Genomic DNA, 14,444 nt, shown 5'->3' with positions numbered 1-14,444 from the left:
TCAGGTCCGCGCGCGCACCGGCATCTCCTCGGTGTCGACGCCGACCACCGCGCTGTCGTCCGGTTTCGCGGGCAGCACCTTGGCGATGTAGTCGCGCGCGGCCTCTTCGATGGGGAAGTCGCGGTGTGCCGCCTCGGACATGTACCACCGGTGCTCCAGCACCTCGTGGAAGAGTTCGGCGGGCTCGATCTTGCGGCGCATCTCCGGCGGCGCGGTGCGGGTGACCGGCTCGTAGATGTGCATCAGCCAGTCGTGCGCAACCTGCTCCTCGTCGTCGTTCTGCCGGTCGTGGGCGGCGCGGTAGGAGTCCAGGTCGTTGAGCAGCCGGCGGGCCTGGTTGTCCTCGACGTCCAGACCGGTCAGCCGCAGCAGCCGACGCGAATGATGGCCGGCGTCAACGATTTTCGGCTGGATCTGGATGGTCGCGCCGTCGAAGTCGGTGGTGATGTCGAGCTCGCCGACGTCGAAACCGAGCGAGTTGAGCCGCCGGATCCGCTCGTCGACCCGCCAGCGCTCCCCGACGTTGAAGCGCTCGACGGCGGTGAGTTCGTTCCACAGCACCGTGTAGCGCTCGATGATCCGGTCCGAGACGTCGATCGGGTCGAGCGTCTCGTCGACGAACCCGCCGGCCTGCAGGTCCATCAGCTCGCCGGCGATGTTCACCCGCGCGATGTCCAGGTCGTGCTCCCGCTGCCCGTTGCTGAGTTTGTCGTGCAGCTCACCGGTTTCGGCGTCGACGAGGTATGCCGCGAACTCGCCGGCGCTGCGCTTGAAGAGCGCGTTGGACAGTGACACGTCGCCCCACCAGAAGCCGATGAGGTGCAACCGCACCAGCAACACGGCGAGCGCGTCGATCAGCCGGGCCGCCGTCTCCGGCCGCAGGCTCTGGCTGAGCATCGCGCGGTAGGGGAGGGAGAACTGCAGGTGCCGGGTGAGCAGGCACGCGTCGAGCGGTTCGCCGCTCTTGGTGAGTCGCCCGCTGACCACACCGATCGGCTCGACCGCCGGTTGGTCGAGGCGGCGCAGCATGCGCAGCATGTTGTATTCGCGGCGGGCGATGTCGGACTTGATCTCCTTGACCGCGACGACGCGGCCCTCCAGTCGGACGAAGCGCACCACGTGCCGCGAGATGCCGCGTGGCAGCGCGGCGAGCAGGTCCTCGGGCCATTCCTCCAGCGGCAGGCGCCACGGCAGGTCGAGCAGCGCGGGCCACGGTCGGGCGGTCGTCATGTCCAGTGCCACGTCACCCATTCTGCCCCTCCGCCGGTATGGCGGGGCGCACCCGGCGCGCGACGTCGCGCCATACCGACGCCCATGACCGGACCGCCCCCAATGCCGACAGGCCCAGAAACGCCGCTCCAACGCACCGACAGGCCCAGCAATTCGGGGGAATTGCTGGGCCTGTCGGTGCGTTGGTGAGCCTGTCGGTCGGAGGGACGCGTCAGGCTCGGGTCGGGTCAGGACTCGATGCGCTCCCCGGTCTGCGGGTGGAACAGGTGCAGGTGCTCGCCGTCGCCCTTGGGCTTGAAGTTGATCGTCTGCCCCTTGTCCGGCACGTTGCGGCCGTCCACGCGGGCGACGATCTGCTTCTCGTCCTCGGAGCCGCCCAGCTGCTTCTCGCCCGGCTGGTTGCCGATCGTGGTGCGGCCGTAGATGTACGCGTCGGCGCCGAGCTCCTCGACCACGTCGACCTCGACCGGGATGCCGCCCTCGGTGGTCGGCTCCAGGTCCTCGGGGCGGATGCCGACGGTGACAGTGGTCTCGGCCTTGGCCAGCTTGTTGCGGTCGACCGGGTGGACGAGCGAACCGAGCTTCACGCCGCCGTCGGTGATCGGCACCTCCAGCAGGTTCATCGCCGGGGAGCCGATGAAGCCCGCGACGAAGACGTTGTTGGGGTGGTCGTACATCCGGCGCGGTGTGTCGAGCTGCTGCAGGAGTCCGTCCTTGAGGACCGCGACCCGGTCGCCCATCGTCATGGCCTCGACCTGGTCGTGGGTGACGTAGACGGTCGTGACACCCAATCGCCTTTGCAGAGAAGCGATTTGGGTGCGGGTCTGGACACGCAACTTGGCGTCGAGGTTGGACAGCGGCTCGTCCATCAGGAAGACCTGCGGGGAGCGGACGATCGCCCGGCCCATCGCGACGCGCTGGCGCTGACCACCGGAGAGCGCCTTCGGCTTGCGGTCCAGGTAGCCCTCGAGGTCGAGGATCTTCGCGGCCTCCTCGACGCGGCTGCGGATCTCCGCCTTGGGCACACCGGCGATCTTGAGCGCGAACCCCATGTTGTCGGCGACCGACATGTGCGGGTACAGCGCGTAGTTCTGGAAGACCATTGCGACGTCGCGGTCCTTGGGGGACAGGTTGGTGACGTCACGGTCGCCGATCAGGATGCGGCCCTCGTTGACCTCTTCGAGGCCGGCGAGCATGCGCAGTGCGGTGGACTTTCCCGATCCGGAAGGGCCGACGAGGACCAAGAACTCGCCGTCCTGGATGTCGATGTTGAGCTTGTCGACGGAAGCGGTTTCGGCGCCGGGATAAACGCGGGTGGCTTGGTCATAGGTGACTGTGGCCATGGTGATGCAACTCCTTCACCGGCAGGTACGTGCCGGACGATCCGTTGTGAATGGGGTTCGACGCCACACTGGCCGTGTGACGCCAGACACACCATAACCGGTCCGGGGATCGGATGGATACGCCGGCGCGTGGCGACGTTCTCGTCATACCGGCCGGCCGTCGGGATCACGTGGGTGAAAGTTCTCTGCAAGATCTTGCAAAAGCCTGCAAGGCCTTGTAGTCTTCAGCAACGCCGTATGACGCGCATCACATCCGTTGAAGGAGATTCCATGATCAAGCGCACCCTTGCCGTCGCTCTCGCCAGCGCGACGGCACTCACCCTCGCCGGATGCGGCGGGTCCTCTTCGGGTGGCAGCAAGAGCTCGGCAGCCGGCACCGACGCGGGCACCAGCGCCGCCGCGACCGGTGGCAGCAAGTCGACCGCGGCCGCCGCCCCGACCGAGGTCAGCACGAAGAACCCGTCGCGCGACAAGAACGCCGACCTGGTGATCTGGGCGGATGCCACGTCCGCGCCCTACGTCCGCCAGCTGGCAACGCAATTCGGCAAGGCGAACGGCATCAAGGTGGCGGTGCAGATCGCCAACGACGTGCGCGGGCAGTACGAGACCGCGTTCAAGGCCGGTCAGGCCCCGGACGTGATCGTCGGCGCCAACGACTGGACCGGTGAGCTGGTCGCCAACGGCGCCATCGCGCCCGTCCAGCTGCCGGCCAACGTCGCCTCCGGCTTCAACAAGCAGGCGATCGCCGCCACCAAGTTCAACAACCAGACGTATGCCGTGCCGTACGGCGTGGAAAATCTTGCACTCGTCCGCAACACCGAGCTCGCCCCGACCGCGCCCAAGACCATGGACGAGCTGGTGTCGATGGGCCAGAAGCTGAAGAAGGACGGCAAGGTCACCAACATCCTGTCCGACCAGGTGGGCAAGACCGGCAACGCCTACAACGGCTACCCGTTCCTGTCCGCGTGCGGTGGCGGCATCTTCGGCACCAAGGCCAACGGCGACTACGACCCGAGCAAGGTGCTGGTGGGCAGCGCCGGCTCGATCAAGGGCGCGACCGAGATGGCCAACCTGGGCAAGGTCGGCGCACTGTCGACCAACATCGACTCCACCAACTCCGACACGCTCTTCGCCACCAAGAAGACCGCGTTCGAGATCACCGGCCCGTGGTCGATCCCGGCCTTCAAGAAGGCGGGGATCAAGTACTCCATCGACCCGCTGCCGACCGTGGCCGGTTGCGGCGCGATGCAGCCGTTCCTCGGCGTGCAGATGTTCTTCGTGTCCTCCAAGGCCAAGAACGCGACCGTCGCGCAGACGTTCGTGACCAGCTTCCTGACCACCAAGTCCGCGCAGGAGACGCTCTTCAAGGTGGGCCAGCGCCCGCCGGCCCTCACCGCCGCGTATGACGACGTCGTCAAGTCCGACCCCGACGTCGCCAAGTGGGCGGCCGCGGCCAAGGGCGGCAAGCTGATGCCGAACATCCCCGCGATGAACTCCGTGTGGGGTCCGCTCGGCCAGGCCATGGCCGATGTCGTCTCCGGCAAGAGCCAGCCGAAGGCGCGCTTCGACAAGGCCCAGCAGGAGATCGTCAAGAACATCGCCAAGGGCTGATGCACTTCGGTGGCCGCGACCCTGGTGTCAGGGTCGCGGCCACCGAACCCAACAGATACGCACCGTCCCCCGCACCCGTCCGGAGTTCACATGGCTGCAACCACAACCACCCGCGAGGAGTCGCTGACCGGCCTGCCGCCGGTGACCACGCCGTGGTGGGCGCACGTCGCCAAATGGGGACTGATCGTCCTCGGCGTCGTCCTCGCCTTCTACGTCGCGACCAAACTGGCCGACGCCGGACACACGCTCGCGGTGATCGGTGTCGCGTTCGTCGCGATGTGCGGGCTGCTGGTGTACGGCACCCGCCGCGCCGTACCCGCCAAGTACCTCTTCTTCGGGGTCGTGCTCCTGGTCGGGTTGCAGGTCTGGCCGATCGTCTACACCGCCGCGACGTCGCTGACCAACTACGGTCAGGGGCACCTCGCCTCCAAGGAGGACGCGACCCGGCAGGACATCGCCTACTCGGTGCAGCAGGTCGCGGGCTCGCCGACATACACCCTCTCGGTCGCCGTCAAGGCGGGGCAGGACATCAACACCGGTGACCTCTACTTCCTGCTGACCGACGAGAAGGGTCAGACGTATGTCGGTGACAAGTCCGGGCTGAAGCCTCTCGCCAAGGACACCGTGACCGTGCAGGCGGGCAAGATCGTCAAGGCCGACGGATACACGACGCTCAACCTGTTGCAGGCGAACAAGCGCAAGGATCTCGGCCAGTTCGCGGTGCCGACCAAGGACGGCGGCGGCATCAAGGCCAGCGGCTTCGCCGCCGCGTACGAGGGCAAACCGACCCTGGTGTGGGACAAGAAGGCCGACACGATCACCGACACGTCCACCAAACAGGTGTATGTCGCCAAGGACGCCCAGTGGGTGCCGAAAAGCGGTGAGGGACAGCCACTTCCGGTCGGCTGGAAGGAGAACGTCGGTCTCGACAACTTCAAGACGATCTTCACCGACGACACCATCCGCGGTGGCTTCCTGAAGATCTTCATCTGGAACGTCGCGTTCGCGGCGCTGTCGGTGCTGACCACGTTCGTCTTCGGGATGCTGCTCGCGTTGCTGCTCAACGACGCCCGCATCCGTGGTCGCGGGATCTACCGGTCGCTGCTGATCCTGCCCTACGCCGTCCCGGTGTTCGTGTCCGCGCTGGTCTGGGGGTCGATGTTCAACCAGCAGTTCGGGCTGATCAACAACCTCACCCACCTGGACATCGACTGGATGGGCAGCGCGTGGGGAGCACGCGCCGCGATCCTCATCACCAACCTCTGGCTGGGCTTCCCCTACATGTTCATCGTCTGCACCGGCGCCCTGCAGTCGCTGCCCGGTGACGTGCTGGAGGCGGCCAAGATCGACGGTGCGAGTGCCTGGCGGACCCTCCGGTCCGTGACCGGACCGCTGCTGCTGGTCGCGGTCGGGCCGTTGCTGATCGCGTCATTCGCGTTCAACTTCAACAACTTCGGGCTGATCCAGCTGCTGACCCAGGGTGGTCCGTTCAACTCCGGCAACGCTTCTATCGGCTCGAGCGACCTGCTGATCACCTACGCGTATCGGCTCGCGCTCGGTGGCACCACACCCAACTACGGCCTCGCCGGTGCCGTCGCGATCATCATCTTCGCGCTGGTGGCCCTGATGAGCTTCCCGGGCTTCCTGCGCAGCAAGCAACTCGAGGAGGTCAACTGATGTCCGCACCGAGCACCACCACCGGGAAGCCGATCGGCAACACCCGCGCCGGCGACCTCAAGAAGGTCTGGTGGAAGCACGTCATCATCTGGGTCGTCCTGGTGTTCGCGCTCTTCCCGTTCCTCTTCGTGATCTCGGCGGCACTGAACCCGTCCGGGAGCCTGTCGACGACGTCGCTCTTCCCGACCGGATTCAGTTTCAGCAACTTCCACGACCTCTTCAACGACACCGCCCGACCGTTCCTGACGTGGTACAAGAACTCACTGATTATTTCGCTGGGCGGTTCGATCATCGGAGTCTTCATCGGCGCGTGCGCGGCGTTCGCGTTCTCCCGCCTGCGATTCCGTGGCCGTCGCGCCGGGTTGCTCGCGCTGTTGCTGTTGCAGATGTTCCCGGCGCTGCTCGCCTTCGTCGGTCTCTACATCACCTTCAGCCGGATCGGTGAGGTACTGCCCTCCTTCGGTCTGAACACCACCTGGGGCCTGATCCTGGCCTACATGGGTGGCGCGATGGGTGCCAACGTCTGGCTGCTCAAGGGCTACTTCGACACGGTGCCGCGGGAGCTGGACGAGGCGGCACGAGTCGACGGTGCCAGCCATGCGCGCGTCTTCTTCACCGTGATCCTGCCGCTCGTGCGCCCGATCCTCGTGACGGTCTTCATGATCACCTTCGTCGGGCTGTTCGGGGAGTTCATGCTCGCCAGCATCTTCCTCACCGACGTCGATGCCCAGACCCTCGGTGTCGGTCTCTACGGAATGACGCTCGGCAACGAAAGCGTCGCTCTCTTCGGTGAATTCGCGGCCGCGTCGCTGCTCGCGTCGCTGCCGATCATGATCCTCTACTTCGTCTTCCAGAAGCAGCTGGTCGGCGGCCTCACCCAGGGGTCGGTCAAGTGAGCGAGGACCTGCTTGCCCGGCCGCACCACGACGGCTCCCGGCTGTATGTCGACAACCAGGCGCCGCGGCTCGGCGAGACCGTCTCCGTGCGCGTCCGGGTGCCGCACGCGGCCGGCATCACCGAGGTGCACGTGCGCCAGCTGTGGGATGCCGAGCCGACGTTCGCCGCCGCGGCCGTGGAGCGGCACGGCGACGTCGAGGACTGGTGGACGGCCGAGGTTACCTGCCACAACCCCGTCACGCCGTACCGCTTCCTGTTGCAGGGCGCCGACGGCGAGTACCTCTGGCTGAACGGCACCGGTCTGCACCGCCGGGACGTCCCCGACAACAGCGATTTCCGGCTCGTGACGTACCCGGAGCCGCCGGCGTGGGCGCTGGATTCGGTGGTCTACCAGGTGTTCCCGGATCGTTTTGCTCGCTCTGCGGATGCCCCGCCGGTGGCTGAGATCGCGCCGGACTGGGCCGTCCCGGCGGGCTGGGACGATCCGGTCGACGCCCGTAGCCGGGCGGTTGTCGCGCGGCAGCTGTTCGGCGGTGACCTGGACGGCATCCGTGAGCACCTCGACCACTTGGAGCGGCTCGGGGTCACGGTGCTCTACCTCACGCCGTTCTTCCCGGCACGATCCAACCACCGGTACGACGCGTCCAGCTTCGACGCGGTCGACCCGTTGCTGGGCGGCACCGAAGCGCTGGAACGCCTCGTCGCAGAGGCGCATCGACGCGGGCTGCGGGTGATCGGGGACCTCACGACGAACCACACCGGCGACGCGCACGAATGGTTCGTGGCGGCGCAGGCAGGGCCGGACGCGCCGGAGCGGGACTTCTACTTCTTCCACGACGACGGTGACTTCGAGAGCTGGCTGGGCGTGCACTCGCTGCCCAAACTCAACCACGCCTCGGCAGCGTTGCGCGATGCGTTCTTCGACCGGCCCGACGCACCCGTGCGGCGTTGGCTGACCGGTGAGCAGCCGCTCGACGGCTGGCGGGTCGACGTGGCGAACATGACGGGCCGGCGGGGCGCGCAGGATGTCAACCACGCGGTCGCGGACCACATGCGGGCCACCCTCGACGGGCTGGACGGCGACAAGTTGCTCGTCGGGGAGCACGTGCACGACCACTCCGCGGACGCGCAGGGCTCCGGTTGGCACGGCGTCATGAACTACTCCGGCTTCACCCGTCCGGTGTGGACCTGGTTGCGCGACAAGGACTTCGCCCCCAACTTCCTCGGTGCTCCGCTCGCCGTGCCACGCCTCGGCGGTGAGTCCGTCGCGGAGACGATCGACGAGTTCGGATCGCTCGACCCGTGGCGTTCGCGCACCTTCAGCTTCACGCTCACCGGCTCGCACGACACCACCCGCATCCGCACGCTGGTCGGTGACGATCCGGCGATGGTCGCGGTCGCGGCCGCGCTGCTGTTGACGATGCCCGGCATACCGATGATCACCTACGGTGACGAGATCGGCATGCCGGGTGAGTTCGGCGAGGACGGCCGGCGCCCGATGCCCTGGGACGAGCACCGTTGGGACGCGGGCACGTTCGCGACCTACCAGGAGCTGATCGCGGCCCGCCGCGAGCTCGAACCGTTGCGGCACGGCGGGATTCGCTGGGTGTCCGCCGGCACCGATAGCCTGACCTTCGTGCGAGAGACTGCGACGGGTGCCGTGCTGGTGCACTGCGCGCGGGCCGCCCACGAGCCGGTGACAGTGCCCGCGACCCAGCTGCCCGGCATCGCGCAGGGCCGCCTGGTGAGTGCGTCTGCCGCGAAGATCGACGCCGACGACGAGACGGTCACGCTGCAGGCGGACGGGGCCGGCTACGCGCTCTATTCGTGGGGTGAGCTGTGACCGGTCGGCTGGCCCGGATCGCCGAGCACGCAGGCGTGAGCGAGGCGACCGTCTCTCGGGTCCTCAACAACAAGAGCAATGTCGCCGAGGAGACCCGTGCCGCCGTGTTGACCTCGATCGACGTGCTCGGCTTCGAGCGTCCTTCCCACCTGCGCAGCAGGATGGGCGCCGGCCCGGTCGGCCTCATCGTGCCGGAGCTGACCAACCCGGTCTTCCCGCTCTTCGCACAGGTCATCCAACAGCGGCTCGCCGCAAAGGGATTCACCGCAGTGCTGTGCACGCAGGCACCCGGAGGCGTGGCGGAGGAAGACTATCTGCCGATGCTGCTGGACCACGACGTGTGCGGGATCATCTTCGTCAGCGGCAAGCACGCCGAGAGCAACTCGGACATCTCCGCCTACCAGAAACTGCTGGCCGAGGGTGTGCCGATCGTGATGATCAACGGCCACCGGCCGGAGATCGCGGCGCCGTCGCTGTCCACCGACGAGCGGGCCGCGGTGGCCCTTGCCTTCGACCACCTGGTGCAGCTCGGCCACGAGCGCATCGGGCTGGCCACCGGGCAGCCGCGCTACGTCCCGTCCATCCGCAAGGTCGCCGAGTTCGAGCGGCAGGTTGCGGCGGCCGGCATGGAGAAGCTGATCGAGCAGACCTGGTTCACCGTCGAGGGCGGCGAGCTCGCGGGGCGGTCCCTCATCGCGCAGGGCGCCACCGGCATCATCTGCGGCTCGGACCTGATGGCCCTCGGCGTGATGCGGGCCGCCACCCAACTCGGGCTCACGGTCCCGACCGATCTGTCGGTCATCGGCTACGACGGCTCCGACATCACCAAATACACCGGGCCGCCGCTCACCACGATCCGGCAGGACGTCGCCACCATGTCGGCGGCCGCGGCGGATGCGCTGGCCGAGCTGGTCAAGGGTCACCCGCAGCCCTCCGGTGACGCGCTGTTCGCTCCCGAGCTGCTGGTGCGCGGGTCGACGGGGCGGGCGCCATACCTGACCGGCGTGCGACACGACCCGCGCACGGAGGCGGGTGGCGTCGGCTAATCGCCGCGCAGCTCGCCGAGCAACCGCAGCACCTGCACCACGGCCTCCGGGTCGGCGATGCGGAAGCGGGCGACGGTGTCGCCGGGGCCGACCTTGATCGTGACGTTCCGGTCGTCGTCGGCGAGGGCCGCGAAGGCTCGTTCGTCGGTCACGTCGTCACCCAGGTAGAGCGTGCCGCCGGTGCCGAATTCCGTTGCGAGTGCTCGTAGCGCGTCACCCTTGGTGACCGACAGCACGCTCAGCTCGACGATCTGCTTGCCCGCCATCACATCGACGCCGGGCAGGTCGATCGCGAGTGCGGCGGCGTGTGCGGCCTCGGCGACGTCGACCGGGACCTTGCGGGTGTGCAGGACGACACCGGCGGGTTTGCGTTCCAGGCGGGTCGGCGGGTGCGCCTCGACGACCTCGGTCACGGCCGCCACCGCCTGCTCGAGCCGGGCCTGAGCCGCGTCGTCGAACACCACCTCGAGCGGCAGGTCGCGATCGGGTTCGGCGCCGTGCGAGCCGATCAGCACGATCGGTTCGTCCGCGGCGACGCCGGACAGCGAACGTAGCGCACTCAAATGTCTGCCGGACACGATCGCCACGAAAACATCTGGCATATCGGAGATTTCGCGCAACAGCTCCATGGATCCGTCGACCGGCCGGGACTTCGACGGGTCCAGCACGAGCGGAGCGAGCACCCCGTCGAAGTCGGTGCTCACCAGGATCCGGTCCCGGGCTGCGAGCGACGCCAGCGCCGCTCGCAGTCGGGGATCGATGCTCCGGTGGGGCGCCCCCGACGCATCGGGTGCAGGCGCGGGCGGAGAACTTCGTGGGGTTCGTGTCATGGTTGCCTCGGTGCCGTCGCCAGGTCGGTCAGGAACTGTTCGGCCCAGTGCTGGACATCGTGGCGCAGCACCTGCCGGTGCATCGCACGCATCCGCCGCGCCCGCTCGCGCGGCTCGGCATCGATGGCGCGCAGGATGGTCTGCTTGGTGCGGGCGATGTCGTGCGGGTTGCACAGGAACGCCTGCTTGAGCTCCGTTGCGGCGCCGGTGAACTCACTCAGCACCAGCGCACCGCTGTCGTCGTGGGCGGCGACATACTCCTTGGCGACCAGGTTCATCCCGTCGCGCAGGGGCGTGACCAGCATGACGTCGGCAGCGACGAACATCGCGGCCATCTCCTCGCGTGGGAAGGAGCGGTGCAGGTAGGTCACCGTAGGTGCCCCGATGGGGGAGTGGTCACCGTTGATGCGGCTGACCGTCCGCTCGACGTCGTCGCGGATCTGCTGGTAGGCCTCCAGTCGTTCCCGGCTCGGCGTGGCCACCTGGATGAACTTGGTGCGGTCGGCATCGAGTCGTCCTTCCCGGTGCAACTCCTCGAGTGCCTTCAGCCGGTGCCGGATCCCCTTGGTGTAGTCGAGCCGGTCCACCCCGAGCAACAGGTGCTCGGGGTCGCCGAGCTGGGCGCGGATCTCCGCCGCGCGCTCCTGCACCGCCGGAGTCGCTGCGAGTTCGACCATGCCGCGAGTGTCGATCGAGATCGGGACGGCCGCGGCGCGGCACTCGTGTCCGTCGGCGGTCCGCACGACGTCGCCGCGCACGGTGACCTGCTCGTCGCCCAGTAGTTGGCGACAGGCGCGCCGGAAGTTCTGGGCGTCCGCGAGACGCTGGAAGCCCAGGAAGTCGGCACCGAGCAGGCCGCGGAGCAGGCCGTCGCGCGCCGGCAACTGCATGAAGAGCTCGACGGGTGGGAACGGGATGTGGTTGAACCAGCCGATCCGCACGTCCGGGCGCAGCTCCCGCAGCAGCCGCGGGACCTGCTGCAGCTGATAGTCGTGCACCCAGACGGTCCCGCCGTCGGCCGCGAGTTCGGCGGCGATCTCGGCGAAGCGCTGGTTGACCTGCTCGTATGCCGCCTGCCACCTGCGTTTGAACGTCGCCGGAACGATCACGTCGTGATAGATCGGCCAGAGCGACCCGTTGCTGAAACCCTCGTAGTAGTCACGGATCTCGTCGGCGCTGAGCGCGATCGGGTGCAGGTGCATCCCGTCCTGCTCGAACGGTGCCGGCGCCCTACCGGCCACGCCGGACCAGCCGATCCAGGCGCCGTCGCGGTCGCTCATCACCGACTCCATGGCCGTGACCAGCCCGCCGGGGCTGCGGCGCCAGACCGAACGGCCGCCCTCGCGGGCGCGGTCGACGGGCAGCCGGTTGGCAGCAATCACCAGGTCGAACCGGTCACGCGGCACCGGCGTACCCCTTCCTGAGCGGCGAGGATTCCGTCGCCCTTCACTGTATGACGCGCCGCCGCGCTGCCGGCGAGCGCGTCGACCGCGAGGATCCGGCCCGCTTCGTGGACGCGATCGTGGCCACAGCCGCCCCGGGGGCGATACGGTGAAACATGCGTATCCAAGAGCTGCTCAAGGGCAAGGGATCCGACGTCGTGACCGTCACGTCAGACGCGACGATCGGCCAACTCGTGCAGACCCTCGCCGACCGCAAGATCGGTGCGGTGGTGGTCGTGGATGACGGTGCGATCACCGGCATCATCAGCGAACGTGACGTGGTGCGTGCGTTGCCGCAGGGCGACGCCGGGCTCCTCGATCGGCCGGTGTCCAGCCTGATGACCAGCGACGTCGTCACGTGCACCCCGGACGACGAGATCAGCGCCCTCGCCGCGTCCATGACCGAGCACCGCTTCCGTCACCTGCCCGTGGTGCGCGACGACGAACTCGTCGGGATCGTGAGCATCGGCGACATCGTGAAGTTCCGGCTGGACGAGCTGCAGCACGAGCGCGACCAGCTGGAGTCCTACATCACGTCGTAGGGTTCCGGCGGGAGCGCAACGTGGCGAAGGCCACGCCGGATCGGTGACCGTGCGGGGCGTCATACGCGGTGTCTCGTTCGTTGTCGCATACCGTGGACACCATGACTGCGAACCGCCGACCGGAGCCGGCGCCGCCCGGCGACGGGGGCACGCACCGGCTACCCGTGGTCCAGAGCGCGGACGACCGCGACCGCAGCGCCGACCAGGAGCGGATCGGCGACTACGAGCTGATCCGCAAGATCGGCGAGGGCGGCATGGGTGTCGTCTACAAGGCGCTCGACGACGACGGCCGCGCCGTCGCCGTCAAGGTGCTGCGCGCGCACATCGCGCACGACCGCAGCGCCCGGGAGCGGCTGCGTCGCGAGGTCAGCACGCTGGTGCGGGTCAAGTCGCCGCACGTCGCGTCGTTCCTCGACGCCGACATCGACGGTGCGAGTCCGTTCCTGGTCACCAGTTTCGTGCCCGGTGCGGCACTCGACGAGGTCGTCGAGGAGGACGGCCCGTTCGGTGCGGCGCGGCTCGCGCGGCTCGGCCGCGGGCTCGCCGACGCGCTCGGCGCCATCCACGACGCGGGGATCGTGCACCGCGACCTCAAACCCGGCAACGTGCTGATGGTCGGCGACGAGCCGGTGCTCATCGACTTCGGCATCGCGCACGTCGCCGACGACTCGCGCCTCACCTCGACCGGGTTGGTCATGGGCACCCCGGGCTACCTCTCGCCGGAGATCGTCGAGGGCGACGAGGTCACCGAGGCCACCGACTGGTGGGGCTGGGCGGCAACCCTCGCGTATGCCGCCAGCGGCCATTCGCCGTTCGGCCGCGGGCCGATGCCGGTCGTATTGGATCGGGTGTGCCGGGGCGAACACGACCTGGACGGCGTCGATTCGCGCATCCGGCCGCTGCTGGAGGCCGCGCTCGACCCCGACCCGGAGCGGCGGCCCGACGCCGAGGAGGTGCTCGCCGCACTCGACGTCTTCGCCAAGGGCGGGCACACCGGCGAACTCCCGGTGATCGCGCGCCGGCGGCCGGCTCCCGCCCCGCGGGACTCCCGCAAACCCGCCACGGCGCGCCTGGCACCCCCGAAGCCCGGCACGGAACGGATCGTGCGTCCGGCGGGCGACGGCCGCGTCGACCGGAGTGCCGGTGGAGGCCGCACCGCGGACCCGACCGAACACCTCGGAGCGCCGCAACCCGCGGAGCCGCGCGAGGCGCCATACAACCAGGCAATGCCGTACGAACGCGACGACCCGAACCGCCCCGTCCCGTCCGTGGCGCCCGGCCGGTTCGTCCCGCCGCCGGACCCGCGCATCGGGCAGGCGTCCCGCACCGGCACCCTCGGCGCCCTGCTCGCGGCGCTGACCGGCATCACCGCGGTGGTGCCGACCGTCGGCATCGCGCTGCTGGTCCTGTGGGCGATCGCGGCCCGCTGGTGCGACAAGTCGATCACCTCGATGGTGCTGCGCCGCTACACGGCCGGGCCCCGCCGGTCGGACAACTTCGTGGCCGCGGTGACCTCGCCCTGGCACGGCGTGGTCGCGGCGCTCGCGACCCTGTTGACGGTGCTCATCCCGGCGTTCGTGGGCGGCTGCACCGCCGCGGCGGTCGCGTTGGCGTACTCGATGGCCGAGGGCGGGTCGGTCTATCTCGGGCGCCCGCTGCCGATGGCGGCCGGCGTGCTGGTGGGTGCGGTCGTGATGTGGTGGGGGCCTGGCGGCATTTCGCTGCGGCGCGGCTCCCGCAGCCTGGTGCGCGGTGTGGTGCGTGGTCAACCGCTGACCCAGATCATCATCGGGCTGTGCGTGCTGCTGGCGGCGATCGGCGTCATCTTCGTGCTGACCCACCTGACGTCGGCCGCCAGTTGGTGGCCGATCCAGAGCGATTCGAGTCTGAAGGTCCAGCTCGCGCTCACCCGTTCCATCGGTCAGTAGTGGAATCAGCCGGCGCTCAGCTGCCTCATACCGCACGCCGGGAGTCGCCCCTACG

General features: G+C 68.6%; 11 protein-coding genes. 7 read left to right on the top strand and 4 right to left on the bottom strand.

Features of this window, described 5'->3' with window-relative positions; translation table 11 throughout:
- Together FHU39_RS13720 and FHU39_RS13715 are read right to left on the bottom strand one after the other, a co-directional pair.
- Positions 1-1,242 (bottom strand): DUF4032 domain-containing protein, encoded by a 1,242-nt coding sequence (locus FHU39_RS13720; RefSeq protein WP_183321738.1) that lies wholly within the window; start codon positions 1,240-1,242, stop codon positions 1-3.
- A 215-nt stretch (positions 1,243-1,457) separates the two neighbouring features.
- Positions 1,458-2,573, bottom strand: a complete 1,116-nt coding sequence (locus FHU39_RS13715) for an ABC transporter ATP-binding protein (RefSeq protein ID WP_183321178.1) — start codon at positions 2,571-2,573, stop codon at positions 1,458-1,460.
- Between the two features lie 270 nt (positions 2,574-2,843).
- On the opposite strand from FHU39_RS13715, the gene FHU39_RS13710 reads away from it, so the two are divergent.
- The 5 genes from FHU39_RS13710 (at position 2,844) to FHU39_RS13690 (ending at position 9,647) form a co-directional block, all read left to right on the top strand.
- Complete coding sequence (locus tag FHU39_RS13710; RefSeq protein WP_183321177.1) at positions 2,844-4,184, top strand: sugar ABC transporter substrate-binding protein; 1,341 nt, start codon at positions 2,844-2,846, stop codon at positions 4,182-4,184.
- A gap of 90 nt (positions 4,185-4,274) precedes the next feature.
- On the top strand, positions 4,275-5,861 hold the full coding sequence (locus tag FHU39_RS13705) for an ABC transporter permease subunit (protein WP_183321176.1): 1,587 nt from the start codon (positions 4,275-4,277) through the stop codon (positions 5,859-5,861).
- Positions 5,861-6,757, top strand: a complete 897-nt coding sequence (locus FHU39_RS13700) for a sugar ABC transporter permease (RefSeq protein WP_183321175.1) — start codon at positions 5,861-5,863, stop codon at positions 6,755-6,757. Before FHU39_RS13705 ends, FHU39_RS13700 begins: the two co-directional genes overlap by 1 nt.
- Positions 6,754-8,601: a glycoside hydrolase family 13 protein gene (locus FHU39_RS13695; protein ID WP_343065895.1), complete on the top strand. Its 1,848-nt coding sequence runs from the start codon at positions 6,754-6,756 to the stop codon at positions 8,599-8,601. Before FHU39_RS13700 ends, FHU39_RS13695 begins: the two co-directional genes overlap by 4 nt.
- Positions 8,598-9,647 (top strand): substrate-binding domain-containing protein, encoded by a 1,050-nt coding sequence (locus tag FHU39_RS13690; protein ID WP_183321174.1) that lies wholly within the window; start codon positions 8,598-8,600, stop codon positions 9,645-9,647. Before FHU39_RS13695 ends, FHU39_RS13690 begins: the two co-directional genes overlap by 4 nt.
- On the opposite strand, the gene otsB is transcribed toward FHU39_RS13690, so the two are convergent.
- On the bottom strand, positions 9,644-10,351 hold the full coding sequence (otsB, locus tag FHU39_RS13685) for a trehalose-phosphatase (protein WP_343065894.1): 708 nt from the start codon (positions 10,349-10,351) through the stop codon (positions 9,644-9,646). The genes FHU39_RS13690 and otsB overlap by 4 nt on opposite strands.
- A 122-nt stretch (positions 10,352-10,473) precedes the next feature.
- Positions 10,474-11,883 carry a trehalose-6-phosphate synthase gene (locus FHU39_RS13680; protein WP_183321172.1) on the bottom strand — a complete coding sequence of 470 codons (1,410 nt, stop codon included), beginning with the start codon at positions 11,881-11,883 and terminating at the stop codon, positions 10,474-10,476.
- Between the two features lie 152 nt (positions 11,884-12,035).
- On the opposite strand from FHU39_RS13680, the gene FHU39_RS13675 reads away from it, so the two are divergent.
- Positions 12,036-12,461 carry a CBS domain-containing protein gene (locus tag FHU39_RS13675; RefSeq protein WP_183321171.1) on the top strand — a complete coding sequence of 142 codons (426 nt, stop codon included), beginning with the start codon at positions 12,036-12,038 and terminating at the stop codon, positions 12,459-12,461.
- 101 nt (positions 12,462-12,562) lie between these two features.
- Positions 12,563-14,389 (top strand): serine/threonine-protein kinase, encoded by a 1,827-nt coding sequence (locus FHU39_RS13670; protein WP_183321170.1) that lies wholly within the window; start codon positions 12,563-12,565, stop codon positions 14,387-14,389.
- Positions 14,390-14,444 lie beyond the last annotated feature (55 nt).

Source organism: Flexivirga oryzae (assembly GCF_014190805.1).
Lineage (GTDB): Bacteria > Actinomycetota > Actinomycetes > Actinomycetales > Dermatophilaceae > Flexivirga > Flexivirga oryzae.
This window is presented reverse-complemented; position numbering and strand designations above follow the sequence as displayed.

What these genes read in the sequence shown, in the direction of transcription:
- FHU39_RS13705 (WP_183321176.1), top strand. Translation starts at nt 4,275, where the DNA reads ATGGCTGCAACCACAACCACCCGCGAGGAGTCGCTGACCGGCCTGCCG.
- FHU39_RS13715 (WP_183321178.1), bottom strand. Translation starts at nt 2,573, where the DNA reads ATGGCCACAGTCACCTATGACCAAGCCACCCGCGTTTATCCCGGCGCC.
- FHU39_RS13670 (WP_183321170.1), top strand. Translation starts at nt 12,563, where the DNA reads ATGACTGCGAACCGCCGACCGGAGCCGGCGCCGCCCGGCGACGGGGGC.
- FHU39_RS13700 (WP_183321175.1), top strand. Translation starts at nt 5,861, where the DNA reads ATGTCCGCACCGAGCACCACCACCGGGAAGCCGATCGGCAACACCCGC.
- FHU39_RS13710 (WP_183321177.1), top strand. Translation starts at nt 2,844, where the DNA reads ATGATCAAGCGCACCCTTGCCGTCGCTCTCGCCAGCGCGACGGCACTC.
- FHU39_RS13675 (WP_183321171.1), top strand. Translation starts at nt 12,036, where the DNA reads ATGCGTATCCAAGAGCTGCTCAAGGGCAAGGGATCCGACGTCGTGACC.